The organism is Pseudomonas violetae (genome assembly GCF_023072615.1).
GTDB classification, from domain to species: Bacteria; Pseudomonadota; Gammaproteobacteria; order Pseudomonadales; family Pseudomonadaceae; genus Aquipseudomonas; species Aquipseudomonas violetae.
Map to the genome: position 1 here is coordinate 54,481 of NZ_JAKNRW010000013.1, position 23,750 is coordinate 78,230.

Annotated in this window: 22 protein-coding genes; 7 read left to right on the forward strand and 15 right to left on the reverse strand. The window is 59.8% G+C overall.

The features are described 5' to 3' along the window. Nucleotides 1–239: 239 nt before the first annotated feature. The 5 genes from L9059_RS16815 to L9059_RS16835 all read right to left on the reverse strand — a co-directional run bounded on the left by L9059_RS16815 (nucleotide 240) and on the right by L9059_RS16835 (nucleotide 6,900). On the reverse strand, nucleotides 240–464 hold the full coding sequence (locus L9059_RS16815) for a hypothetical protein (protein WP_247292101.1): 225 nt from the start codon (nucleotides 462–464) through the stop codon (nucleotides 240–242). Between the two features lie 136 nt (nucleotides 465–600). Further along, nucleotides 601–1,965, reverse strand: coding sequence for a heavy metal sensor histidine kinase (locus L9059_RS16820; protein WP_247292102.1), 1,365 nt, complete (start codon nucleotides 1,963–1,965; stop codon nucleotides 601–603). Then, complete coding sequence (locus tag L9059_RS16825; RefSeq protein ID WP_247292103.1) at nucleotides 1,955–2,632, reverse strand: heavy metal response regulator transcription factor; 678 nt, start codon at nucleotides 2,630–2,632, stop codon at nucleotides 1,955–1,957. Before L9059_RS16825 ends, L9059_RS16820 begins: the two co-directional genes overlap by 11 nt. A gap of 9 nt (nucleotides 2,633–2,641) precedes the next feature. Beyond that, a complete protein-coding gene (locus L9059_RS16830; RefSeq protein WP_247292104.1) occupies nucleotides 2,642–5,743 on the reverse strand; it encodes a multidrug efflux RND transporter permease subunit in 3,102 nt (1,033 codons plus the stop codon). After that, nucleotides 5,740–6,900, reverse strand: a complete 1,161-nt coding sequence (locus L9059_RS16835; RefSeq protein ID WP_247292105.1) for an efflux RND transporter periplasmic adaptor subunit — start codon at nucleotides 6,898–6,900, stop codon at nucleotides 5,740–5,742. The genes L9059_RS16830 and L9059_RS16835 overlap by 4 nt, the downstream gene beginning before the upstream one ends. A gap of 197 nt (nucleotides 6,901–7,097) precedes the next feature. Here L9059_RS16835 and L9059_RS16840 point away from each other — a divergent pair, with 197 nt between their 5' ends. Both L9059_RS16840 and L9059_RS16845 read left to right on the forward strand, forming a co-directional pair. After that, a complete protein-coding gene (locus L9059_RS16840) occupies nucleotides 7,098–7,424 on the forward strand; it encodes a hypothetical protein (protein WP_247292106.1) in 327 nt (108 codons plus the stop codon). 139 nt (nucleotides 7,425–7,563) lie between these two features. Further along, nucleotides 7,564–7,821 carry a hypothetical protein gene (locus L9059_RS16845; protein WP_247292107.1) on the forward strand — a complete coding sequence of 86 codons (258 nt, stop codon included), beginning with the start codon at nucleotides 7,564–7,566 and terminating at the stop codon, nucleotides 7,819–7,821. An 82-nt stretch (nucleotides 7,822–7,903) separates the two neighbouring features. On the opposite strand, the gene L9059_RS16850 is transcribed toward L9059_RS16845, so the two are convergent. The 5 genes from L9059_RS16850 to norR all read right to left on the reverse strand — a co-directional run bounded on the left by L9059_RS16850 (nucleotide 7,904) and on the right by norR (nucleotide 12,265). After that, nucleotides 7,904–8,653, reverse strand: coding sequence for a YkgJ family cysteine cluster protein (locus L9059_RS16850; RefSeq protein WP_247292108.1), 750 nt, complete (start codon nucleotides 8,651–8,653; stop codon nucleotides 7,904–7,906). Between the two features lie 84 nt (nucleotides 8,654–8,737). After that, on the reverse strand, nucleotides 8,738–9,064 hold the full coding sequence (locus tag L9059_RS16855; protein WP_247292109.1) for a hypothetical protein: 327 nt from the start codon (nucleotides 9,062–9,064) through the stop codon (nucleotides 8,738–8,740). Nucleotides 9,065–9,162: 98 nt separating this feature from the next. Then, entirely contained in the window at nucleotides 9,163–9,621 is a 459-nt protein-coding gene (locus tag L9059_RS16860; protein ID WP_247292161.1) for a GNAT family N-acetyltransferase, read from the reverse strand. A 27-nt stretch (nucleotides 9,622–9,648) separates the two neighbouring features. Next, nucleotides 9,649–10,551: a chemotaxis protein CheV gene (locus tag L9059_RS16865; protein ID WP_247292110.1), complete on the reverse strand. Its 903-nt coding sequence runs from the start codon at nucleotides 10,549–10,551 to the stop codon at nucleotides 9,649–9,651. Nucleotides 10,552–10,714: 163 nt separating this feature from the next. Next, a complete protein-coding gene (norR, locus tag L9059_RS16870) occupies nucleotides 10,715–12,265 on the reverse strand; it encodes a nitric oxide reductase transcriptional regulator NorR (protein ID WP_247292111.1) in 1,551 nt (516 codons plus the stop codon). 146 nt (nucleotides 12,266–12,411) lie between these two features. Here norR and hmpA point away from each other — a divergent pair, with 146 nt between their 5' ends. After that, on the forward strand, nucleotides 12,412–13,593 hold the full coding sequence (hmpA, locus tag L9059_RS16875) for an NO-inducible flavohemoprotein (RefSeq protein WP_247292112.1): 1,182 nt from the start codon (nucleotides 12,412–12,414) through the stop codon (nucleotides 13,591–13,593). Nucleotides 13,594–13,668: 75 nt separating this feature from the next. Here hmpA and L9059_RS16880 read toward each other — a convergent pair whose 3' ends face one another. The 5 genes from L9059_RS16880 to L9059_RS16900 all read right to left on the reverse strand — a co-directional run bounded on the left by L9059_RS16880 (nucleotide 13,669) and on the right by L9059_RS16900 (nucleotide 18,987). After that, nucleotides 13,669–14,295, reverse strand: a complete 627-nt coding sequence (locus L9059_RS16880; RefSeq protein ID WP_247292113.1) for a helix-turn-helix transcriptional regulator — start codon at nucleotides 14,293–14,295, stop codon at nucleotides 13,669–13,671. A gap of 81 nt (nucleotides 14,296–14,376) precedes the next feature. Continuing rightward, on the reverse strand, nucleotides 14,377–15,513 hold the full coding sequence (locus L9059_RS16885) for an NAD(P)/FAD-dependent oxidoreductase (protein WP_247292114.1): 1,137 nt from the start codon (nucleotides 15,511–15,513) through the stop codon (nucleotides 14,377–14,379). 144 nt (nucleotides 15,514–15,657) lie between these two features. Then, the gene (locus tag L9059_RS16890) at nucleotides 15,658–16,605 is read right to left on the reverse strand and encodes an ornithine cyclodeaminase family protein (RefSeq protein WP_247292115.1); all 948 of its coding nucleotides are present in this window, start codon (nucleotides 16,603–16,605) and stop codon (nucleotides 15,658–15,660) included. A gap of 141 nt (nucleotides 16,606–16,746) precedes the next feature. Continuing rightward, on the reverse strand, nucleotides 16,747–18,234 hold the full coding sequence (rhlB, locus tag L9059_RS16895; protein ID WP_247292116.1) for an ATP-dependent RNA helicase RhlB: 1,488 nt from the start codon (nucleotides 18,232–18,234) through the stop codon (nucleotides 16,747–16,749). Between the two features lie 96 nt (nucleotides 18,235–18,330). Continuing rightward, nucleotides 18,331–18,987, reverse strand: coding sequence for an alpha/beta hydrolase (locus L9059_RS16900; RefSeq protein WP_247292117.1), 657 nt, complete (start codon nucleotides 18,985–18,987; stop codon nucleotides 18,331–18,333). Between the two features lie 469 nt (nucleotides 18,988–19,456). Between L9059_RS16900 and L9059_RS16905 the strand changes: the two genes are divergently transcribed. The 4 genes from L9059_RS16905 to L9059_RS16920 all read left to right on the forward strand — a co-directional run bounded on the left by L9059_RS16905 (nucleotide 19,457) and on the right by L9059_RS16920 (nucleotide 23,619). Further along, complete coding sequence (locus tag L9059_RS16905) at nucleotides 19,457–20,488, forward strand: amino acid ABC transporter substrate-binding protein (RefSeq protein ID WP_247292118.1); 1,032 nt, start codon at nucleotides 19,457–19,459, stop codon at nucleotides 20,486–20,488. A gap of 65 nt (nucleotides 20,489–20,553) precedes the next feature. Next, nucleotides 20,554–21,735, forward strand: coding sequence for an amino acid ABC transporter permease (locus L9059_RS16910; protein ID WP_247292119.1), 1,182 nt, complete (start codon nucleotides 20,554–20,556; stop codon nucleotides 21,733–21,735). 10 nt (nucleotides 21,736–21,745) lie between these two features. Next, nucleotides 21,746–22,843: an amino acid ABC transporter permease gene (locus L9059_RS16915; RefSeq protein WP_247292120.1), complete on the forward strand. Its 1,098-nt coding sequence runs from the start codon at nucleotides 21,746–21,748 to the stop codon at nucleotides 22,841–22,843. An 11-nt stretch (nucleotides 22,844–22,854) separates the two neighbouring features. After that, nucleotides 22,855–23,619, forward strand: coding sequence for an amino acid ABC transporter ATP-binding protein (locus L9059_RS16920; RefSeq protein ID WP_169954530.1), 765 nt, complete (start codon nucleotides 22,855–22,857; stop codon nucleotides 23,617–23,619). Nucleotides 23,620–23,750 lie beyond the last annotated feature (131 nt).

A 23,750-nucleotide genomic window follows, 5' to 3' on the forward strand; every position in this document is an offset into this window, starting at 1 on the left:
TCGCGAAGAACGCCAATGCACCACGTTAAACCAGGCAGCCCGCGTATTCGTTGACGTTCTTCGTGAGCAAGCCCGCTCCTGCAGTGAGTTAAGCAGGTAGTGGGCGGTTTCGCCTATCGTTGCATGCATTGTAAGAATCGGTGGACGAAAAAAAGCCGCTGGCAACAGCGGCTTGAAGACAACTTTTCAAAGGGAAGAGCCGATGGAAAGTGTCGAGGGAAACAGATTTCTGCAGCGGGTCAGCTGTCTTTCTCAGCCTGAGGCTGGGCATGAGTCGTCGATGCTTGCGGGGGCTGGCCAGCTTCCTGGGCCTTGGCCGTCATCTCTCCTTGGTACGCCTCGAAGGCCGCAGCGCGTTCGGCGTTGCGGGCGGCGAAGGTCAGGGACTCTTCCGCCATGGCGAGTGGGGAGAGGAAGAATGAGGACAAAACGAAAGCGCTGGCAATACCCATGGAGTTGGACATCTAAAAAACCTTCTTGCTTGGCAAGTGCTGTTTGGTGGCGCAAAGATAAGGCTGAACGGGGTGGGGAAAAAGAGTGGATTCGTGAAATGACTGTTGCCGTTTAGGCAATAGTAGATGGCCGCAAGGGGGGAGGGCTTCAGATTGGCAGGTGAATCCCGAACGTATTTACGCCCTGATCACTGCGCGCAAACACATCACCGCCATGCATCAGCGCAATGGCCTTGACGATCGCCAGGCCAAGCCCATGGTTATTCCCGCTGTTGCTGCGCGAAGCATCAACCCTGTAGAAGCGTTCGAACAAGCGCGGCAGGTGCTCACTGGCAATCGGGTCGCCCGGGTTGGCCACGCCGATGCTGACCTGATGCGCCTGGGCTTCGATGTGAACCTGGATCACCTGCCCCGGCTCGGTGTGCTGCACGGCATTGCTCAACAAGTTGATCAGGGCCCTGCGCAGGTGTGCGATCTCGATTCGTACCTGCGCATCGCCGCTGACCTGTACCTGTACCCGAGCGTCTTCGAGGATGAAATCCAGATACTCCAGGGTGGTCGCCACTTCATCCGCCAGCGAGGTGAAGGTCAGCTTGGTGGCCTTGCTACCCTGGTCGGCACTGGCCAGGAACAGCATGTCGTTGATGATCGAGCGCAGTCGCTCAAGCTCTTCGAGATTGGATTGCAGCACTTCGAAGTAATGCTCCGCCGATCTTCCTCGAGTCAGCGCGACCTGGGTCTGGCCGATCAGGTTGGTCAGGGGCGAGCGCAGTTCATGGGCCACATCGGCGTTGAAGGATTCAAGACGAGAGTAAGCCTGCTCGACTCGCTCCAGCGTCGAATTGAATGAGCTGACGAACTGGTTAAGCTCCGGTGGCAGTGGCGACAGTTGCAACCGCCCGGACAGCAGCGGCGGCGCCAGGCGTTGGGCTTCCTGGGACAATTTGATCAAGGGTTTGAGGCCGATCCGTGCCACCCAATAGCCGAGGGCCGACGCCATCAGCACGCCTATGATTGCCAGGCTGATCAGCGCAATCAGCAAATGGTGCTGAGTCTGGAAAAAGGTTTCGGTGTCGATGCCGATCATAAAACGTAGCGCAGGACGCTGGTCCTTGGCGGGGAACTGGCTGACCAGCACTTTCAGTGGATAAGGCAGCTCCGGCAGCTTCAGGTCGCGCATGCCCAGCGGGCCCTGGGCAAAGGCGCGGATCTGGGGCGTCAGCTCGCCGTATTCATAGTGGGGGTCGGCGCTGATGATCCAGAAGCGTATGCGCTTGTCTTCTTCGCCCAGCAGCTTGAGCTTGTTGTTGATCTTCACCCAGTGCTCGGGTGTGCCGTAACGGCCGACGGTGGATTCGAGCACGCTGTATCGCGCATCCAGTTCGGCTTCGGGCAGCAGGCCCAGGCCCTTGTCGACCTGCTGGTACAGGGCCCAGCCAATCAACAGGAACACCAGCAAAGCCACCAGCGTAAACATGCCGCTGAGGCGTAAGGCAATTGAGTTACTGGACATTGCGGCTCTCCAGCACGTAGCCCATGCCACGAATCGTGTGCAGCAATTTCTCATCGAACGGCCCGTCGAGTTTGGCGCGCAGACGCTTGATCGCGACCTCGACGACGTTCGTATCGCTGTCGAAATTGATGTCCCAGACCATCTCGGCGATCGCGGTTTTCGAGAGGATTTCACCCTGGCGGCGGGCGAGCACGCTGAGCAGCGAGAACTCCTTGGCGGTCAGGTCCAGGCGGGTTCCGGCACGGGTCGCCTTGCGACTGATCAGATCTATCCACAAGTCGGCGATGCTCACCTGCACAGGTTCATGCCCGCCACTGCGCCGGGTCAGCGCCTGCAGGCGAGCGACCAGTTCGAGGAAAGAGAACGGCTTGCCAAGGTAGTCATCGGCACCATCGCGCAAGCCCTTGATGCGGTCTTCGACTCGCTCGCGGGCGGTCAGCATGATCACCGGGGTTTGCTTGCGCGCACGCAGCGCACGCAGTACGCCAAAGCCGTCGAGGGCCGGTAGCATGACGTCGAGGACGATCACTGCGTAGTCGCTCTCCAGCGCCATGTGCAGGCCTTCTACACCGTCGCGCGCCAGGTCCACGGTGTAACCCTGTTCCGTCAGGCCGCGGTGCAGATAGTCTGCGGTTTTTTCTTCGTCTTCGATGATCAGGACGCGCATGACCCCGCCTCAGTCTGTGGTCGCCAGCGCCGATGCCGGGGCTGGTTCAGGTCGATGGAATAGCCGCTCCAGCCACAAGTATATGACCGGCGTGGTGAACAGCGTCAGTGCCTGGCTCACCAGCAGGCCGCCAACCACCGCGATCCCCAAGGGTTGGCGCAGTTCGGCGCCGGTGCCGTAGCCGAGCATCAACGGCAAGGCGCCGAGCAGTGCGGCGAGGGTCGTCATGATGATCGGCCGGAACCGCGTGATACAGGCCTCATAGATCGCTTCTTGCGGTGACAGGCCACGGTTGCGCTGGGCATCGAGGGCGAAATCAATCATCAGGATACCGTTCTTCTTCACGATACCGATCAGCAGCACCAGGCCGATCAGCGCCATGATGGAAAAATCCTGGCCACAGATCCACAGCATGATCACCGCCCCGAGCCCGGCAGACGGCAGCGTCGAGATAATGGTCAGCGGATGGACAAAGCTCTCGTAGAGCACACCGAGGATGATATACACCGCCACCAGCGCCGCCAAAATCAGCCATGGCTGGCTGGCCAGCGAACTCTGGAAGGCCTGGGCCGCGCCCTGGAAATTACCGCTCATGGCGGCCGGCATGCCGATCTCGGCCTTGGCCTGGTTGAGCATGATCACCGCATCACCCAACGCCACGCCGGGCGCCAGGTTGAATGACAGGTTGGCAGCCGGGAACATTCCATCATGGGCAATTGACAGCGGACCGACCGTTGGCGCATCGAATCGGGCCAGGGCGGAAAGGGGCACCATTTCTCCGCTCAACGGTGAGCGCAGGTAGAAATAGTTGAGGCTTTCAGCCTTGCCGCGTTGCCGGGTGTCCAGTTCCAGAATGACGTTGTACTGGTTGATCTGGGTCTGGAATTCGTTTATCTGGCGTTGGCCGAATGCGTCGTACAGCGCTTCGTCGACATCGCTCGCCGTCAGGCCAAAACGCGCGGCGGCGCTGCGATCGATGCGGATATGGGTGATGCTGCCGCCCAGTTGCAGGTCGTTGGAAATATCACGGAACGCCGGGTTGCTGCGCAGTTTCTCGGTCAGACGCTGGGTCCAGATGCCGAGCGTCGCGCCATCGTTGCTCTTGAGCACATATTGATACTGCGCGCGGCTCGGGCCGGAGCTGAGGTTGATGTCCTGGCCGGCACGCAGGTACAGCACGATGCCTGGGACTTTCATCAGCTGTGGACGAATCCGGTCGATGAACTCGCTGGCCGAGACATCGCGGTCGCCGCGTTTTTTCAGGGATATCCAGAACCGGCCGTTGGCGATGGTCTGGTTGCTGCCCGAGACGCCGACCGAATGGGAAAAGGCCTGCACGGCTGGGTCGGCGGCGACTATCTCAGCCATTGCCAGGTGTTTTTTCACCATGTCGCCGTAGGAAATATCCGCAGCGGCTTCGGTGGTGCCCAGGACAAATCCCGTGTCCTGCACCGGAAAGAAGCCCTTGGGAATGAATATGTAGCCGGCAATGGCCAGGCCCAATGACATCCCGAACACCCCGATCATCAGGGTCTGGTGCGCGAGTGCACGGCGCAAGCCCTTTTCATACCATCCCAGCAGACGCTCACCGAACCCCGGCTTGCAATTGGCGTGATGCACCGGTGCGCGCATGAACAGCGCAGCCAGGGTCGGTGCCAGGGTCAGCGACACCACGACTGAAATCATGATGGTCGCGGTGGCCGTCAGGGCGAACTCCTTGAACAGCCGCCCGACCACACCGCCCATGAACAGCAACGGAATGAACGCCGCCACCAGCGAGAAACTGATCGACACTACGGTGAAACCGATTTCGTCGGCACCCTTGATCGCCGCCTCGCGCATGCCATCGCCAGCCTCCAAATGACGGTGGATGTTCTCCACCACCACAATCGCATCGTCGACCACAAACCCCACGGCCACCACGATGGCAACCAGGGTCAGGTTATTCAGGCTGAAGCCCATGATGTACATCAGGGCGAAGGTGGCGACCAGTGAAACACCCAGTACCGCCGAGACGATCAGCGTTGCGGAGAGCTGGCGCAGGAACAGCGCCATGACGGCCACGACCAGGGCAATGGCGATCAGCAGGGTGATTTCCACCTCATGCAGGGACGCCCGGATGGTCTGGGTGCGGTCGATCAGCACCTTGACTTGGACCGAGGCCGGCAGCATGGCCTCCAGGCCGGGTAACGCGGCCTGGATGCGGTCGACTGTTGCGACAATGTTGGCTCCCGGCTGGCGCGAGATCACCAGGTTCACGCCAGGTTGATCACCGGCCCATGCCTGCACGTAGGCATCTTCCGAGCCGTTGACGACCTTGGCCACATCCTTGAGATGAACCGGTGCACCGTCCTTGTAGGAAACGATGAGCTGTCCGTATTCCTCGGGGTGGAACAACTGGTCATTGGTCGACAGGGTTGAGATGCTTGATTCGCCGTATAGCGCGCCCTTGGCCAGGTTGAGGCTGGTCTGCTGGATGGCCAAGCGTATGTCGGCCAGGGTCAGGCCGATCGCTGCAAGCTTGTCCGCTGAAGCCTGGACGCGAATGGCCGGGCGCTGCTGACCGGTTATGTTGATTTGGCCCACGCCGTCGATCTGACTGATCTGACGCGCCAGCAGGGTTTCCACCAGGTCGCTGAGTTCCGGGCCGGGCAGCAGGGTTGAGTTGATACTGAGAATCAGCACCGGGCTGTCGGCCGGGTTGACCTTGCGCCAGGTCGGCAGGTTCGGCATATCCTTGGGCAGTTTGCCGGAGGCCGTGTTGATCGCCGCCTGCACTTCCTGCGCGGCGCTGTCGATGCTTTTGTCGAGGGTGAACTGCAGGGTCAGGTTGGTCGAGCCCAGGGCGCTGCTTGAGGTCATCTGGGTCACACCCGGGATGGCGCTGAATTGCACTTCAAGCGGCGTGGCCACCGATGAAGCCATGGTCTCCGGGCTGGCCCCGGGTAACTGCGCAGCCACCTGGATGGTCGGGAATTCGGCTTGCGGCAGCGGCGCGATCGGCAACTTCGGGAACGCCATCCCCCCCAGCAGCACCAGGGCGAAAGTCAGCAGGATCGTCGCGACCGGATGATCGATGCACCAGGTGGAAACCGAGCCGTGGCCTTTCATGGCTTAGGCTCCGACTGCACGACCTGCGGCGGCTCGGTCAGTACCTGTACCGTGGAGCCGGGCTTGAGCCGTGACTGGCCGTCACTGACCAGCACGTCGCCGGGCTCCACGCCCTTGATGATGTCCTGGCCGCTGCCTTGATACACCATCTGCACCTGGACGATCTCGACTTTGTCACCTTTGACCCGATAGACGAAATGTTGATCGAGGCCACGCTGTACAACCGTGGGTGGAACCACCAGCGCACCTTTATCCACGCCTGTCTGAATTTTCACTGTCACCAGCAGGCCGGGCCAGAGTTTCTGCCCGGGATTGTTGAATTCGGCTTTAGCGCGGATGGTCCCGGTGTTGGAGTTGATCTGGTTATCGATCAGGGTCAGATGCCCCTCGCCCAGCAGGTTGCCGGTCTCACTGTCTGTGTCGGATCCGATGTAGGCCAAGACCTGTGCATGTTCGGGATCGTTGATCAGGCCTTGCAGGGTCGGCAGCATTTGCTGGGGCAGGGAGAACTCCACGGCAATCGGGTCGATCTGGGTCACTGTGAACAGCCCCTGGGTATCGGTCATGCGCAGGAAATTGCCTTCATCTACCGTGCGAATACCCACCCGACCGGTGACTGGTGAGCGAATCTGGGTGTAGGACAGTTGTACTTGGGCCGCGTCAATCGAGGCCTGATTGCCTTGGGCTGTGGCCTTGAGTTGGTTGACCAGCGCCTGCTGCTGATCATAGGTCTGCTTCGACACTCCATCGTCGATACTGAGCAATTTGTAGCGCTTGAGGTTGACCAGTGCCACCTGCAGCTGTGCCTGGCTTTCACCCAGCCGCGCGCGGGCTTGGTCGAGGTTGGCGCGAATCGTGCGGTCATCGATGGTGGCGAGAAGATCGCCAGCTTTCACCCGTTGACCTTCCTTGACCAGCAATTTGGTGAGGACACCATCGATCTGCGGGCGCACCACCACGCTGTGCAGCGACAACACCGAGCCGATGCCGCTGACAAAACGCGAAACATCTTTTTCGGCGACATTGACTACGCGCACAGGGATAGCGGTCGGAGCTGCCAGTTTCGCCGTGGCCGGTTTACTCAGGTACCAGATGCCCAGCGCAATCAGCATGATCAGAGGGGTGGCGAGCAGGGCGGTCTTGTTCTGGATTCGCATGCGAGTGGGGCGCCAGGCAGGAAGTGCAAATTGGATTGAGATTTATACTTTCCTTATAGCCCTGTTACACCGTCAGCAAAGTGACTGCCAACTGACAGCGCTGTCAGTTTGGCCGCCAAGGTTACAATTGCGGTTTAAAGATCATTGCCCGGGTGCGGATACAGAGAGTGTCAGAACCTTTCTGGAGCGATCCTGCGATGAAGTTTACAGTCATGATTTCCAGCGCGCTGTTGCTGGTTCCGCTGGCCCTGTCGGCCGCGCCCGCGAATATGTCGGGCCGCATCAGCTTTGTCGGGCATATCGCCGAGTTTACTTGTGCCGTACAGAGCACGCGGGCGGTGCAGTTCAGCGAGTCGCGAAATCTGCAGGTCATTCCGGGGGTGGACCTGGAAGTGAGCACCCATGAAAACATCTGCGCGGGTGGTTCTTTGCCCTTGTCCGCCACATTCGAAGCATTGGCTGATAACGAGGCCATCAGTGTCTCGAAGCCTGTAAGAGGCATTGTCACCGTCACCTACCTCTAGGCAACGGTTGTCAGCAGGTGCTGTAAATTCTTGCAGTGCCGACCGAAGGTGCGCGTGCGTGGGTCGGCCGGGCAGGTATACTGCCGCCTTTCGTGGCTCGCTGACCGGGCCCGACTCTTTTGCATCACCCGGAGCTTTCATGACTTCCCCGACACAACCGCCGGTTGCCGACGCTTCGAGCGACGCCCCGGCAGACCTGCCAGACAGCGTCGACTCCAGCGCAGACAGCGAGACCAAAACTGCAATCCCGGAATTCAAGTTCCCGTTCAAGCCAGGTGAACTGGCCGCTGCGAAGAACGCCAGCCAGCCGTGGTACAAGAATGGCGCGAAGAACGGCCATACCAAGACGCCGGGCGCTGCGCCGCCGGGTACCCGCAGGTCGATGGGTAAGCGCTAGGCTTCAAGGTTTTTGGTGATTGATACGCCGCCATCGCGAGCGGGCTCGCTCCCACAGGGGCTTGGCCGCTCAGGGTCTGCGGTCACGTGGCGCGCAACGAAATAAACGCATAGTTTTGCGCTGCCTCGTCGGTCACCTCAGCACCGGCGGCTTGCACTTGGCCGGCGATGTCGTCACCTGATACATGGAACAGCCACTCGCTGGCCCATTCCGGCAACGTCTGCCCGGCCAGCTCATCGAAGATCGTGGCGAACTCGGCCATATCCGGCAGATACGCGGTAAACCCGTCGCCCTTCAACGCCGTGGTGCGGATCCCCAATAGCGCACACATCGCATCCTTGACCAGCACATCATCACGGTCCGCCTGACGGGAGCGCTGGATCAGTTCGGCCAGTGGCTGGTCGACCAGTGTGCCGCCCACGATCAGATCCGGGCCGTTTTCCCACGATTGCGGCGGACATTCCTTTACCGCGATGTTGAGTGGGATGTGTGGATTGATTTCCATGGGGTAGATGCGGCAGACCAATGGGCGGCGCTCATAGATGCGGCACAGGTTGTCTTCGTCAAGATTCCGGCAGCGACCAAGGTTGTAGGCGGCAAAGGTGATTGCCACAAAAGCCTCTGTTTTGCCGCTGCTGACTCGCACTGAACGGCGCTCGGCATGCTCGCGCTGCTGCGCCGGCAGGCCCAGGCCATTGTTGAGAAAACCCTCGACCAGCACGATCACCTGACCGCCGTCAGCGGCCCACATACGGGCTTCATCCAGGGTCAGGGGGACATGGTGATCGGTGCAGCATTTGCCACAACCTACGCAGGAAAACGTCGTATTCATTGAGCGGTCAGTCGCATCCGGAAACAGGAAAGCGGTGACGGAAAATCACCGCGAAGGCCTGGCTGGAAGCAAGTTATGAGCCACTCATTGAGTTTTGGCCGGCGGGCGGATGGAATCCCACTCGGTGACATAGGCGGTTTTGCTTTTCTTGTTGTAGAGGCACAGCTCGGTGCCTTGCTGGCCTTTCATGTGTTTTTGCGGGTACTGGCCTTGCAGCAGGAGTGCGGTGTACTCGACCCGATCATCGAATTGAGCGGCGCTGCCGATCGGTTTGGCGTTCTTCAGGCCGCTGGCCTTGGTGCAACTGGCGAGCACTGCCTTGTCGAAGGCAGCCCAGGCGTCGGAGCTGGAAGCCTGGGCCTGGGTGGCGAGGGCGCTGAGGCAGATGAAGGTCAGAGTGATTGCTTTCATGGGGTCTGAGATCCTTGGGCATGTGTTGTCCGAGGTTGGAGTATGCCTCAAGAGGGTAAGTTTGCCCGATTGCCAAAAGATCGCAGCCTTCGGCGATATCAGGCAGGAACCGGTTCCCGGCGAACCACATACATTCCGACACGCTCATATAACCGCTGCGCCCGAAGGTTGTCTTCCCGCACCTTCAAATCTACAAAACCTTCGCGCCTTTGCTGAAATGTATTGAAGGCATGGAGCAACAAAGTGCGTCCTAATCCTTGGCCCCGAGCCCGTGGATGCACCACCAGGTTTTTGATGTAGGCACTTGTCCAGCACTGACAAACACCCACTATGCCTGCGGCATCCAGAGCGATGAAGCACAGGGTCGGGTCGTACTCAGGATCAGTTTCAAAACGCTGTTGCCAGATAGCCAGTGCCGGCACGCGAGCGCCACCATCCTGATACCCCTGCGCCATCAAACGATGAACAGCTTCAGCCCGTTCAGGGTGGTATTCACCGATGACAACTCCCTGAGGCCAAGTGATCGCGGGCACAACTTCAGCGAGGTTGCGCCGCATCAGAAAACAGAAGTCCTTGCTCAAACCTCAATGACCTTGTTCTGCAACAGCCTTGGCGGCTTCGATCAGGCACTTGGTCAGTTCTGGCGAGGAGAACTTGGTCAACACTGCGTTTGCGCCAGCAAGACGGGCCTTTTCGCTGTTCATCGCACTGTCCAGTGAAGTGTGGAGCAACACATAGAGGTGCGAGAAATCCGGGGTTTCACGCAGGGTCCGGGTGAAGGCATAACCGTCCATCTCCGACATTTCAATGTCTGAAACGATGAGGTTGATCTGCTGTTGGGTGCCTTGCAAGTCCAGCAGGCAATCGATGGCTTCCTTGGCGCTGCGGGCGGTGTGGCATTGCAGGCCGAGGTTACGCAGGGTGTGTACCGATTGCTGCAGCGCGGTCTGGCTGTCATCGACCACCAGAATCCGCGCGTTGCCGAGTATTTCAGCGTCTTCCATGCTGAGTTCGGTCGGCGCCGATTCAATCTGCGCCGGGGCAATGCCGTGGATGACCTTTTCGATATCCAGCACCTGCACCAGCGTGCCATCGACTGAAGTGACCCCGGTGATGTACGAGCGCAAGCCACCAGAGCCGTAGGGCGGGGGGCGTATATCGGTGGTCAGGCAGTGGACGATCTTGCTGACGGCCTGCACGTGCAGGCCTTGTTTCGAGCGGCTGACATCAGTGACGATCAGGCAGCCACCGTTGGGGTCTTCCAGCGGCCGCTCGCCAATGGCGCGGCTGAGATCGATCACCGACAACGACATGCCGCGCAAGCTGGCGATGCCTTTGACGTGGGGGTGTGACTCCGGCAGTTTGGTCAGCGCCGGGCAGGGGATGATTTCACTGACTTTCAGCAGGTTGATCGCCATCAGCTTGCCGCTGCGCAAGGTAAATAGCAGAAGCGAGAGTGAGTCTGCGCGGGCTTTGGTGGAGGACATAAAAACCTTCTGTGGAAAAAGGTGATGGACGATCCGGGAACCGCCAACAACTATCGATGCCGTGTTATCGACTTGTTGCGGGCAGGCTTTAGCATTCAATCAATGTCGGGTGGAGCAAAAGGTCGTATTTCCTGCAGGCGCTGCCGAAGCCTGCGATCTTTGCTTATTTCATGCCGAGGCGTTTGGCCATCCGCCCAAGATTCGCTCGGTCCAGGCCTAGCTCCCGCGCCGCGCTGGCCCAGTTGTCGTGGTGCCGTTCCAGGCAAGCGCTGATCAATTGCCGCTGATAATTTTCGGTTGCTTCACGCAGATCGCCCGACACCCATGCCACCGCAACCCCTACGGGTTGCTCTGGCACTGCTTTGACGCCGCCACTGGGCAGATCAAAATCCGCCGCGCTCAAGCTGAGAATTTTTGGCCGTTCCTTGCATTGACCCAGCGCCTTCAGGGCACTGCGGCCGATTAAGTGCTCCAGTTCCCGCACGTTGCCCGGCCAGTCGTAGGCCATCAACGCGGCCTGGGCATCGCTGCTCAGGCGCAGGCTGTTGAGGCCCATGCGTGAACGGTTCTGCTCAAGGAAATAACCACTGAGCAACAGTACATCGCGTCCGCGGTCGCGCAACGCCGGCACCAGCAGTGGGTAGACGCTCAGTCGGTGATAAAAATCGGCACGATAGCGACCACCGCGCACCTCCTCGGCGAGGTCGCGGTTGGTCGCCGCAATCAAGCGCACGTCCACCCGATGTTCCTTGTCCGACCCCAGCCGTTGCAGTTGGCCGCTTTGCAGCACGCGCAGCAGTTTGGCCTGCACGGTCAACGACAGCTCGCCCACTTCGTCAAGAAACAGCGTGCCGCCATTGGCCAGTTCGAATTTGCCGCGCCGGTCACTCGTGGCACCGGTGAAAGCGCCGCGCACGTGGCCAAATAGCTCGCTTTCCACCAGGGTGTCGGGCAAGGCGGCGCAGTTGAGGCTGATGATCGGTTTGTCGGCACGAGCAGAAGCGGAGTGGATGGCCTGGGCCACCAATTCCTTGCCAACCCCGGTTTCACCGGTGATCAATACGGTCAGGTCGCTGCCGCCCACCAGGGCGATTTCTTCAACCAGGCGTTTATGCGCCTTGCTCTGGCCGATCATCTCGCGGTGCTGCTGGCCGCTTGCCTGGCGATAGACCTCCGCACGTTGATGTTCGTCTTCGGCCCTGTTGGCCAGGCGTTCGATCCGTTCGGCGGCATTGACCGTGGCGGCCGCAAGGCTGGCGAAGGCTTGCAGCGCGTCCAGTTCAATGGGTTCGAAACTTTGCGGATCAAGCGCATCCAGCGTCAGCAGGCCCCAGGGACGCTCGTCAATAAATAGGGGGCAGCCCATGCAGTCATGGACTTCCAGATGCTCATGCAGGCCATCGACCAGCCCGTCATAGGGGTCAGGCAGCTTGCTGTCGGCGGCAAACCGGGTGGGGCCGTGACTGCTGAGCAGCGCTTCGAAGCGCGGGTGCTCGCTAATTTTGAAGCGTCGTCCCAGGGTGTCGGTGCTCAGGCCGTCAACTGCCAACGGCACCAGCCAGTCTCCATCAATGCGCAGCAGCGCTGCGGCGTCGCACGGCAGCAGGGCGCGCATGGCTTCGAGCAGGCGTCGATAGCGCTCGCCTTCGGGGAGTTCGCGGGACAGGTCGGAGACCAGTGGCAGCAGGGCGGTGAGCAGGGATTTTGCAGTCATAGTGACTCCATATAGTCGATATGACTATAAATCTATCCAGGTCGAAATGACTATATATTCAATAAGTTATTGATTTTAAACGATTTTAAAATTGGCATGGAAACTGATACCTAAGGGGCAAACGAATAGAAACCAGGAGTCACCTTATGCTGAGCGCTCAAGATCGTGCAATCGTCAAATCCACCGTGCCGTTGCTGGAAAGCGGTGGCGAAGCGTTGATCACCCATTTCTACCGGATGTTGCTCTCCGAGTACCCAGAAGTGCGCCCGCTGTTCAACCAGGCTCACCAGGCCAGTGGTGACCAGCCGCGTGCCTTGGCCAACGGTGTGCTGATGTATGCCCGTCACATTGATCAACTCGACCAGTTGGGCGACCTGGTGGCCAAGATCATCAACAAGCACGTGGCCCTGCAGATCCTGCCGGAGCATTACCCGATCGTCGGCACCTGTTTGTTGCGAGCCATCTACGAGGTGCTGGGTAACGAGATCGCCACGCCTGAAGTGATGGCCGCCTGGGGTGCCGCCTATGGTCAACTCGCCGATATCCTGATGGGTGCGGAAAAAAGCATCTACGACCAGAAGGAGCAGGCGCCTGGCGGTTGGCGTGGCGCGCGGGAATTCATCGTGGCGGCCAAGGTCGAGGAGAGCGCGGAAATCATTTCGTTCTACTTCGAGCCGGCGGACAAGGGGCCGATCCTGGCAGCGGAACCCGGCCAGTACATTGGTATGAAGCTGATGCTGCAGGGTGAAGAAATTCGCCGTAACTATTCACTGTCGGCCTTGGCCAATAAGGGCCAATACCGCATCAGCGTCAAGCGTGAGCATGGAGGTCGCGCCTCCAACCACCTGCACGATCAACTGCATGTTGGGGCGTCTATCCAGCTGTTCCCGCCATCGGGTGAGTTCACCCTGAGCGCCAGCGACAAACCGTTGGTGCTGATCAGCGGCGGCGTTGGTATCACCCCGACCCTGGCGATGCTCGAAGCGGCGCTGGCAACTGAGCGTCCGGTGCACTTTATCCACTGCGCGCGTAATGGCAGCGTCCATGCGTTTCGTGACTGGATTGACGGTCTTGCCGAACGGCACCCGCAGCTCAAGCGTTTCTACTGCTATGCCGAAGATGACGGCGTAAGCCCTGCCGCACACAAGATTGGGGTGTTGAGCCAGGAACAGTTGGGCGAGTGGTTACCGCAGGAGCGCGATCTTGACGCCTATTTCCTCGGGCCGAAAGGCTTCATGGCCGCGGTCAAGCGACATCTCAAGGCGCTGGGTGTGCCGGAGAAGCAAAGCCGCTACGAGTTCTTCGGCCCGGCATCCGCGCTGGAATAATCACCGTTAGTTGAACGCCAAGGAACTTGTGGCGAGGGAGCTTGCTCCCTCGCCACAAGTTCCTTGGCGTTGCGGTCAGCCCTTGAGTTCCTTCAAATGCTTGTACACCGTCGCCCGCCCCATGTTCAGGACATTCGCCACATAGTTGGACGCGCTTTTGCCTTTGAATGCGCCTTCGGCGTGCAGGGCCAGGACCAATTCGCGTTTGTGGTCGCGGGTCAGCATGCTCAGGCTCAGCTGTCGCTCGCGCAGCCAGGCATGGAGGAACGTGTTGATCCGCTCCTGCCAGTCATCTCGGAACAATGAGTCCGGCTGCGGTATCAGCTTGCTCGGCGACAGGAACAAATCCAGCGCCGCCTTGGCGTTCTCGAACAGCGAAATATTCAGGTTGATGCACAGCACCGCCGAAGGATGGCCATCGCTGTCGCGCAACACACTGCTCAAACTGCGAATTTTCTGACCATCCCAATTGAGTTTTTCATACGGCCCGATATTCCGCTCGCAGACCTCTTCACTGAGCATGTCTTCCAGCGAGGAGTCATCGCCCACTACGCGTTTCGACAGGTTGTTGGCGATGTAGTCGACTTTCTGCGTGCGCAGATCGTGCAGCACCACTTCGGCATGGGGAAAGAACAGCGTCGCAATCGCGTCGCTGATAGCTCGGTAGTTATCCAGGGCCGGATCTCTCTCGGGTGCGTTCATTGGGTGGCGCTCCAGGCGGCGTCAGCGCCCATAAGGCAGGGCGCTGGAAGTTTGCCGTAAACGGCTGTGGACGTCACCTGACTACCCCTGCGTGCTCAGGCGCGCGGGGTCGAGCATCGCGGCGCTCAGGCCGAAACAAGTCAGGGTTTCGGGCAGGGGCTCGCCGCGCACCAGTGCCGCACTGGCCTGGCCCATCGCCGGAGAGGTCTGAATCCCATAACCCCCTTGAGCCGCCACCCAGAACAGGCCAGGTACCTGCGGATCGAAACCGGACAGCAAATCGCCGTCGCTGACAAAACTGCGCAAGCCCGCCCAGGTGCGGGTCGGGCGGCGGATGGTCAGGGTGGTGGCTTCCTCGATCTGGTAGATGCCCATGGCGATGTCCAGTTCTTCGGGTTGCACATCGTGCGGCTCGACCGGGTCGGCATTGGCCGGCGAGCCCAGGAACATCCCGGCGTCGGGCTTCATGTAGAAGGATTCATCCAGGCTGACCAGCATCGGCCAGTTGTGGATGTCCACGCCTTCCGGCCCGGCAAAGATGAACGCGGCGCGGCGCTTGGGTTGCAGGCCCAGTGGCCGGGCACCGGCGAGTGCACCGATCTTGTCCGCCCAGGCGCCTGCAGCGTTGATGACGATGGGAGCGCTGAAGGTCTGGTCATTGGTTGTTACCTGCCACTCACCGTCGGCATCGCGAATGAGGCTCAGCACCTCGCAGTCTGTATGCACTTGGCCTTGATTACGACGAATCCCGCGCAAATAGCCCTGGTGCAGGGCATCGGTGTCGATGTCGCTGGCGGTTGGGTCATAAATGGCACCATGGACTTTTTCCCGGCGCAGGATCGGCAGGCGCACGCACGCTTCTTCGGCGCTGAGCCATTGCATCTCCGGCACTGTGGCCTTTGCGCTCAGGTACTGGTTCTGCAGTTCAGCAGGGTCGCCGCTGAAGTCCACGGTCATCTCGCCACGCGGGGTCAGCAGCGGATGTTCGCAGAAGCCTGCAGGGGGGGCGTCGAAGAAATCCCGGCTGGCCTGGGTCAATGCCCGAACCTGCGGGGTGCCATAGGCCGCGGTATACAGCGCGGCGGAACGGCCGGTGGAGTGATAGGCCGGATGGGATTCGCGTTCGAGCACAATCACCCGGGCGTGCTGCGACAACCAGAAACCGGTGGAAGCGCCGGCAATGCCGCCGCCGATGATGATGAAGTCTGCCTGGCTCATGAACGTCTCCTGGAGGGGCGCAAATGCCATTGATATAGAGGAACACTGTGGGCGCCGGGCTTGCCCGCGATTGCATCACCGCGGCGAGCCTGACAGAACGCGGCGCCTGAATCGCGGGCAAGCCCGCTCCCACAGGGTCAGGTGTTAACGCTGTAGTTGGTAAAGGGCATTCGCCAGCGCGATGTCTTCCAGGCCCAGACCGATCGAGCGGAAGAACACATGACGGCCGTACTCTGGGCGTTGCACTTTCTCGCTGAGCAGGTCGGGCAGGTCACCAACGATGCAGCTCTTGTCCCAGCCATGCTGTTCACCGGCAATCAGCATTTCGCCGGCCGAACCGGGGGTGGTCAGACGGTAGTCGCAGAACACCTGCATGTCGTTGAGGCTTTGCGGCGGCACTTCGTGAGCCCTTGGCGCGTTGGTGCTGATGGAGGTGATAAGCGCCGGCTTGCTCAAACTGGACGGGTCAATGACCGGTCCAGCGGACGAGGTGCACAGCATGATCACGTCGGCGTCCAGCACGGCCGCTTCGCGACTGTCGACCAGCGTCAGGCGCGGGTCGAGGCCTGTGAGCTGTGCCTTCGCTTCAGCGTCAAGGCCGTCGAGGCCAGGGGAGTACAGGCTGATGCTCTGCCAGTCGCGCAGGCCTTTCACGTAAAGCAGGTGCGCCTGGGCCACCTTGCCACTGCCGATAATCGCCAGGCGCTGCGCCTTTGGCGGGGCCAGGGCATCAACCGCCACCGCAGTGGTCGCGGCAGTGCGCGCCGTAGTCAGTTCACCGGCATCGCACAGTAATAACGGCTGGCCGGTCTGCATCGACATCAACAAAGTCCACGCAGTCACCAGCGGGCCCTGCTCGCGCACGATGTACGGCGAAGTCTTGACGCCGTACACCCCGTCTTCTGCCAGCACGCCCAGGTAGTTGATGAAGTCGCCCGCGCGCCCGGGGAATTCCACCAGTTGCTGCGCTGGCTGCACCGCTTGCCCTGCCGCCAGGTCGCGGAACAGTTTGCGCAGGATCTGCGGCACATCGATTCGATCGAGTAACTCACGGGCTTGGGGTTGGGTGATCACGTAAGGCGTGCTGGACATGAACGGCTCCGGAGACTGCATATAAACTATTTTGTCTATTATGGACTTTTAGTTTTGTCCGGCAAGCGCCTATTGAGAAAAAGCCAGGCGAAAAAAAGGCGCAGTCCGTTTCCGGCTGCGCCTCTTGTACTGCGACCCGCGTTACGGGCGCTTGCGCTCAACCGTTCGCAGCAGATGCGTCGGCGGCGTTTCACAGCTGATCTTGCGACCCAGCAGAGCTTCGATGGACGGTAGCTGGTAGGAGTCGTCTTCACCGGCAAAGCTGATGGACACGCCATCGGCGCCCGCACGACCGGTGCGGCCGATACGGTGCACGTAGTCGTCCGGCACTTCCGGCAGAGTGAAGTTGATCACGTGGCTGATACCGTCGATGTGGATGCCGCGACCGGCCACATCGGTGGCGACTAGCACGCGGATCTTGCCCTCGCGGAAACCTTCCAGCGTCTTGATGCGTTTGTGCTGCGGCACGTCGCCGGACAACTGCGCGGCATTGACACCGTCACGCACCAGGCGTTCTTCGATGCGCCGCACTTCGTCCTTGCGGTTGGCGAACACCATGACCCGCTCCCAGCCGTTGTCGTTGACCAGGTTGTAGAGCAGTTTGTATTTATCGGCGCCGGCGACGGCGTAGATGTGCTGCTCGACGTTTTCGCTGGCCACGTTATGCGACTCGATCTCGACGATCGACGGCTCGGTGGTCCATTGCTTGGCCAGGTTCATCACGTCTTCGGTGAAGGTCGCGGAGAACAGCAGTGTCTGACGCTCGTTCTTCGGCGGGGTCTGGCGAATGATTTGCCGTACCTGCGGGATGAAGCCCATGTCGAGCATGCGGTCGGCTTCGTCCAGGACCATGACTTCGACCATGTCCAGGTGCACGTCGCCGCGCTGGTTGAAGTCCAGCAAACGACCGGGCGTAGCCACGAGGATGTCGCAGTGACGGGCTTCGAGGTGCTTGAGTTGCTTGTCGAAGTCCATGCCGCCGACAAACGTCATGACGTTGAGGCCGGTGTACTTGGTCAGGTCAGCGGCGTCCTTGGCAATCTGCACCACCAGTTCCCGAGTCGGCGCGATGATCAGCGCCCGCGGCTCGCCCATGTAGCGCTCTTTAGGCGGCGGGGTTTGCAGCAACTGGGTGATGATCGAGATCAGGAACGCGGCGGTCTTGCCGGTGCCGGTCTGGGCGCGGCCGATGGCATCCTTGCCTGCAAGGGTAAAGCCCAGCACTTGGGCCTGGATCGGCGTGCAATACGGGAACCCCAGGTCCTGGATGGCGTGCATCAGCTCGGGGGAGAGTTTGAAATCATGGAAACGGGTTTTGCCTTCCTGGGGTTCGACGACAAAGTCTTCGAGTTTCCAGGGAATAACCGGTGCCTTGGGCTTGGGTTCGCGACGCGGCCTGGCAGGCTTGGGCGCTTCGCTACGCGGCGGCTCGTCGCTCGTGTCCTCGACAGCTGGGGTGGCCGGTGGGGTCATCGGTTCGTGCTTCGGTGCCGCTGTGGTTGCGGCCCGGCCCGGCTGATTACCGTCGGTGCGGTGGCTGGGTGAGTGAGACGGAGCGCTGGAGGCTGGCGCGAGCTGCTCAGTCTCGCTTTTACCGAACATTTTCTTGAGTGCTTTGAGCACGGTCATCTCATCAATTGATTAAGGAATGTACGCCGGCCAGTGTAATGCAAGAACCGGGCGCGGCGTAGTGTGATGATCAAAGGCGGCTTTTAAACGGCGTGATTAACGCAGGCGCTCGGTGAGCCAGGCCCCGATATCGCGGATTTCCTGGGGTAACACTTCGTGTCCCATTGGGTATTCCTGCCATGTCACGGTGACACCACGGACCTTCAAGTGCTCGTAGGCGCTGCGCCCCATCGAGTTTTGCACCACTTCATCGTACTGACCGTGCAGGCACAGCACGGGAATACGCTGCTGGCTGGCGGAAATTTCCAATTCATCGCTGAACGTAGGAGCGTAGGTGGAGAGGGCAAGTACGCCACCCAGGGGGCCTTGGCATTTCAGGAAGGCTGCGTGCAATACCACGGCGCCGCCCTGGGAAAAACCGGCGAGGAAAATTCGCGAGGCGTCTATTCCGCTGGCGCGCTCGGTTTCGATCAAATCCAGCACCCGCTGTGCCGACTCGTCCAGTTGCTCGCGGCTGATCGCCCGGGCGGGGCTCATGGCCAATATGTCGTACCAGCTCGGCATCTCGTAGCCACCATTAATGGTGACGGCGCGTGTCGGTGCCTGGGGCAAAATAAAGCGGGTGCTCAACAGGATTTCCTGCAGCGCTTCGGCCACCGGCAGGAAGTCGTAACGGTCGGCGCCCAGGCCGTGCAGCCAGATAACGCAGGCATCTGCTGGCTTGACGGGTTGAAGAATCAAGGGCTCGGTCATGTTCGCTCCATTTTTGTGCGTGCGCTCCCATTGAGTGCGAGTTCTGAGTGCGCGGCTGGTTGATCAGTTAAGAAGATGTCGCAAGGTTACAAGTTTTGCTATTGACCTGTCTTTGAATCGCTTTAGCGAGCGGTCTGGTACGGGCTTTGCTATGAGACAACCCGAGCAATCAATCCTACAACCGGCGGTAACACTATCAGTGTACTGCTGGCGGCGGGATAGCAAAAAAAATCCGGTGATGGATGTTCGCCAGTAGCCGCTACGGGCTTCGCGAACGTGAAGGGCTACAGCCCGTTCGGCCGATTGGTGAGAAGTGAGTGATCCATGATGTGGATTTTCTCCTACTAGACTCATAGCTAAGGTTCTACGTCGCTTGACCCTCAAAAAAGCCAACACGGGTCAACAACGCCTCATAAGGGTGCGACTGGACTCACGCTCCGACACAACAAGAGCAAAACTGGAGGTTTGAATGAAGATGTTGAAATCCACCCTGGCCGTCATGACTGCAGCCGCAGTACTTGGCGTCAGCGGGTTCGCTCAGGCGGGTGCAACCCTGGATGCAGTGCAGAAGAAAGGTTTCGTGCAGTGCGGTGTGAGTGACGGCCTGCCGGGTTTCTCGGTACCGGACGCCACTGGCAAGATCCTCGGCATCGATGCTGACTTCTGCCGCGCAGTGGCCGCTGCAGTATTCGGCGACGCGACCAAGGTTAAATTCAGTCAACTGAACGCCAAGGAGCGCTTCACCGCGCTGCAGTCCGGCGAAATCGACATCCTGTCGCGCAACACCACCATGACCAGCTCCCGTGACTCGGGCATGGGCCTGAAGTTTCCAGGCTTCATCACCTACTACGACGGCATCGGCTTCCTGGTAAACAAAAAGCTGGGCGTCAAGAGTGCCAAGGAACTGGACGGTGCAACCATCTGCATCCAGGCCGGTACCACCACCGAACTGAACGTTTCCGATTACTTCCGTGGCAACGGTCTGAAATACACCCCGATCACCTTTGACACCTCCGACGAAAGCGCCAAATCGCTGGAATCCGGTCGTTGCGACGTGCTGACCTCCGACAAGTCCCAACTGTTCGCCCAGCGCAGCAAGCTGGCCGCGCCGAAGGACTACGTGGTTCTGCCGGAAACCATCTCCAAGGAGCCCCTGGGCCCTGTGGTGCGTAACGGCGACGACGAGTGGCTGGCCGTAGTTCGTTGGACTGGCTACGCCATGCTCAATGCTGAAGAAGCCGGTATCACTTCGAAAAACGTCGAAGCTGAAGCCAAGGCCACCAAGAACCCGGACGTCGCTCGTATGCTCGGGGCTGACGGTGAATACGGCAAGGATCTGAAACTGCCGAAGGACTGGGTCGTGCAGATCGTCAAGCAAGTGGGTAACTACGGCGAAGTGTTCGAGAAAAACCTCGGCAAGGACACTCCGCTGGAAATCGACCGCGGCCTGAACGCGCTGTGGAACAACGGCGGCATTCAATACGCACCACCAGTGCGCTGATGGTTCTATCACCCGGTGGGCCAACCGCCGGGTGATGTTCTGTTCCATTCTTTGCGGGGCACTTCATGCAAAATTCAATCGGCGCACCAAAGCAGAGGCTCAGCCTCAGCGATCCCAAAGTGCGTGCGTGGCTATTTCAGATCATCACCATTGTGGCGGTGGTCTCGCTGGGCTGGTTTCTGTTCGATAACACCCAGACCAACCTGCAGCACCGGGGCATCACCTCCGGCTTCGACTTTCTGGAGCGCAGTGCCGGTTTTGGCATCGCTCAACACTTGATCGACTACACCGAATCGGACAGCTATGCCCGGGTGTTTGTCATTGGCCTGCTCAATACGCTGCTGGTGACTTTCATCGGCGTGATCCTGGCGACGATCCTCGGGTTCATCGTCGGCGTTTCACGGCTGTCGAAAAACTGGATCATTGCCAAGCTGGCGACGGTGTATGTAGAAGTTTTCCGTAACATTCCGCCGCTGCTGCAGATTCTGTTCTGGTACTTCGCGGTATTCCTGACCATGCCAGGACCGCGCAACAGTCATAACTTCAGCGATACGTTCTTTGTCAGCAGCCGTGGCCTGAACATGCCGGGGGCGTTGGCGTCGGATGGTTTCTGGCCATTCGTGGCCAGCGTGGGCGTGGCCCTCGTCGCTATCGTGCTGATGAACCGCTGGGCTACCAAACGTTTCGAAGAGACCGGCGTGCCGTTCCACAAGTTCTGGGTGGGCGTTGCCCTGTTCCTGGTGATCCCGGCGCTGTGCACGTTGATTTTTGGCGCCCCCGTACACTGGGAAATGCCCAAGCTGCAAGGCTTCAACTTCGTCGGTGGCTGGGTACTGATTCCGGAACTGCTGGCGCTGACCCTGGCGCTCACCGTGTACACCGCGGCATTCATTGCCGAGATCGTGCGTTCGGGCATCAAGTCGGTCAGCCATGGCCAGACCGAGGCTGCACACTCCCTGGGGCTGCGCAACGGTCCGACCCTGCGCAAGGTGATCATCCCGCAAGCCCTGCGCGTGATCATTCCGCCACTGACCAGCCAGTACCTGAACCTGGCAAAAAACTCCTCGCTGGCCGCCGGTATCGGTTACCCGGAAATGGTTTCGCTGTTTGCCGGCACGGTGCTGAACCAGACCGGACAGGCGATCGAGGTGATTGCCATCACCATGAGCGTGTACCTGGCGATCAGTATCAGCATTTCCCTGCTGATGAACTGGTACAACAAGCGCATTGCGCTGATCGAGCGGTAAGGAAAAGCGCATGAGTACTCATACTTTCAAACCTGACATGCCGCCACCGGACCGCAGTATCGGTGTGGTGGCGTGGATGCGCGCCAACATGTTCTCCAGCTGGCTCAACACCCTGCTGACCCTGTTTGCGTTCTACCTGATCTACCTCGTGGTGCCGCCGATTCTCAGTTGGGCGATCATCAATGCCAACTGGGTCGGCACCAGCCAGGCCGACTGCACCAAAGAGGGCGCCTGCTGGGTGTTCATCCAGCAGCGCTTCGGCCAGTTCATGTACGGCTACTACCCGGTGGGCCTGCGCTGGCGCGTGGACCTGACCGTGTGGCTGGCGGTTATCGGCGTGGCCCCATTGTTTATCTCGCGTTTCCCGCGCAAAGCGGTGTACGGGCTGAGCTTCCTGGTGCTGTATCCAATCATTGCCTGGTGCCTGTTACACGGCGGTGTGTTCGGCCTGACCCAGGTGGCGACCAGCCAATGGGGCGGCCTGATGCTGACCCTGGTGATTGCCACCGTCGGTATTGCCGGCGCCTTGCCGCTGGGCATTGTCCTGGCGCTGGGGCGTCGATCGAACATGCCGGCGATTCGGGTGGTCTGCGTGACCTTCATCGAGTTCTGGCGCGGCGTGCCGTTGATCACGGTACTGTTCATGTCTTCGGTGATGCTGCCGTTGTTCCTGCCCGAAGGCATGAACTTCGACAAGCTACTGCGGGCCTTGATCGGCGTGATCCTGTTCCAGTCGGCCTATGTTGCCGAGGTGGTGCGCGGTGGCCTGCAGGCGATTCCCAAAGGTCAGTACGAAGCGGCCGCAGCGATGGGCCTGGGCTACTGGCGCTCAATGGGCCTGGTGATCCTGCCGCAAGCCCTGAAGCTGGTGATTCCTGGCATCGTCAACACCTTCATTGCGCTGTTCAAGGACACGAGCCTGGTGATCATCATCGGCCTGTTCGACCTGCTCAACAGCGTCAAGCAAGCTGCCGCCGACCCGAAATGGCTGGGTATGGCCACTGAAGGCTACGTGTTCGCCGCCCTGGTGTTCTGGATTTTCTGTTTTGGTATGTCGCGCTATTCCATGCATCTGGAACGCAAGCTCGACACTGGCCACAAGCGTTAGGAGTTCTTTTTATGAGCGAAGCAATCAAGCAGCCTGTGAGTCCTGAAGGCATTATTCAGATGCAGGGCGTGAACAAGTGGTACGGCCAGTTCCACGTGCTGAAAGATATCAACCTGAACGTCAAGCAGGGCGAGCGAATCGTCCTGTGCGGCCCGTCGGGTTCCGGCAAGTCCACCACCATTCGCTGCCTCAATCGCCTGGAAGAACACCAGCAGGGGCGCATCGTGGTCGATGGCGTGGAGCTGACCAACGACCTCAAGCAGATCGAGTCGGTGCGTCGCGAAGTCGGCATGGTGTTTCAGCACTTCAACCTGTTCCCGCACCTGACCATCCTGCAGAACTGCACCCTGGCGCCGATGTGGGTCCGCAAGATGCCCAAGCGCAAGGCCGAGGAAATCGCCATGCATTACCTGGAGCGCGTACGCATTCCGGAGCAGGCGCATAAATTCCCCGGGCAACTGTCCGGCGGTCAGCAGCAGCGCGTGGCGATTGCCCGTGCCCTGTGCATGAAGCCGAAAATCATGCTGTTCGACGAACCGACTTCGGCACTCGACCCCGAGATGGTGAAAGAGGTGTTGGACACCATGATCGGCCTGGCCGAAGACGGCATGACCATGCTCTGCGTGACCCACGAAATGGGCTTTGCCCGTACCGTGGCCAACCGCGTGATCTTCATGGACAAAGGGGAGATCGTCGAGCAGGCGGCGCCGAATGACTTCTTCGACAACCCGCAGAATGAGCGGACCCAGCTGTTCCTGAGCCAGATTCTGCATTGATCTGATTCAGGCGTTGAAAAAAACCCGGACTCACTTCCGGGTTTTTTTTCGCCTGCAATTTAGCGCCGTGACGCGATCTCGTATGAGCTGTGTTGATCTTTAATAGATAGCTGACTAAAATGTCAGGAAAT

Coding starts and splice junctions, on each gene's coding strand:
- L9059_RS16815 (WP_247292101.1), bottom strand. CDS start 464: ATGTCCAACTCCATGGGTATTGCCAGCGCTTTCGTTTTGTCCTCATTC.
- L9059_RS16820 (WP_247292102.1), bottom strand. CDS start 1,965: ATGTCCAGTAACTCAATTGCCTTACGCCTCAGCGGCATGTTTACGCTG.
- L9059_RS16825 (WP_247292103.1), bottom strand. CDS start 2,632: ATGCGCGTCCTGATCATCGAAGACGAAGAAAAAACCGCAGACTATCTG.
- L9059_RS16830 (WP_247292104.1), bottom strand. CDS start 5,743: ATGAAAGGCCACGGCTCGGTTTCCACCTGGTGCATCGATCATCCGGTC.
- L9059_RS16835 (WP_247292105.1), bottom strand. CDS start 6,900: ATGCGAATCCAGAACAAGACCGCCCTGCTCGCCACCCCTCTGATCATG.
- L9059_RS16840 (WP_247292106.1), top strand. CDS start 7,098: ATGAAGTTTACAGTCATGATTTCCAGCGCGCTGTTGCTGGTTCCGCTG.
- L9059_RS16845 (WP_247292107.1), top strand. CDS start 7,564: ATGACTTCCCCGACACAACCGCCGGTTGCCGACGCTTCGAGCGACGCC.
- L9059_RS16850 (WP_247292108.1), bottom strand. CDS start 8,653: ATGAATACGACGTTTTCCTGCGTAGGTTGTGGCAAATGCTGCACCGAT.
- L9059_RS16855 (WP_247292109.1), bottom strand. CDS start 9,064: ATGAAAGCAATCACTCTGACCTTCATCTGCCTCAGCGCCCTCGCCACC.
- L9059_RS16860 (WP_247292161.1), bottom strand. CDS start 9,621: ATGCGGCGCAACCTCGCTGAAGTTGTGCCCGCGATCACTTGGCCTCAG.
- L9059_RS16865 (WP_247292110.1), bottom strand. CDS start 10,551: ATGTCCTCCACCAAAGCCCGCGCAGACTCACTCTCGCTTCTGCTATTT.
- norR (WP_247292111.1), bottom strand. CDS start 12,265: ATGACTGCAAAATCCCTGCTCACCGCCCTGCTGCCACTGGTCTCCGAC.
- hmpA (WP_247292112.1), top strand. CDS start 12,412: ATGCTGAGCGCTCAAGATCGTGCAATCGTCAAATCCACCGTGCCGTTG.
- L9059_RS16880 (WP_247292113.1), bottom strand. CDS start 14,295: ATGAACGCACCCGAGAGAGATCCGGCCCTGGATAACTACCGAGCTATC.
- L9059_RS16885 (WP_247292114.1), bottom strand. CDS start 15,513: ATGAGCCAGGCAGACTTCATCATCATCGGCGGCGGCATTGCCGGCGCT.
- L9059_RS16890 (WP_247292115.1), bottom strand. CDS start 16,605: ATGTCCAGCACGCCTTACGTGATCACCCAACCCCAAGCCCGTGAGTTA.
- rhlB (WP_247292116.1), bottom strand. CDS start 18,234: ATGACCGTGCTCAAAGCACTCAAGAAAATGTTCGGTAAAAGCGAGACT.
- L9059_RS16900 (WP_247292117.1), bottom strand. CDS start 18,987: ATGACCGAGCCCTTGATTCTTCAACCCGTCAAGCCAGCAGATGCCTGC.
- L9059_RS16905 (WP_247292118.1), top strand. CDS start 19,457: ATGAAGATGTTGAAATCCACCCTGGCCGTCATGACTGCAGCCGCAGTA.
- L9059_RS16910 (WP_247292119.1), top strand. CDS start 20,554: ATGCAAAATTCAATCGGCGCACCAAAGCAGAGGCTCAGCCTCAGCGAT.
- L9059_RS16915 (WP_247292120.1), top strand. CDS start 21,746: ATGAGTACTCATACTTTCAAACCTGACATGCCGCCACCGGACCGCAGT.
- L9059_RS16920 (WP_169954530.1), top strand. CDS start 22,855: ATGAGCGAAGCAATCAAGCAGCCTGTGAGTCCTGAAGGCATTATTCAG.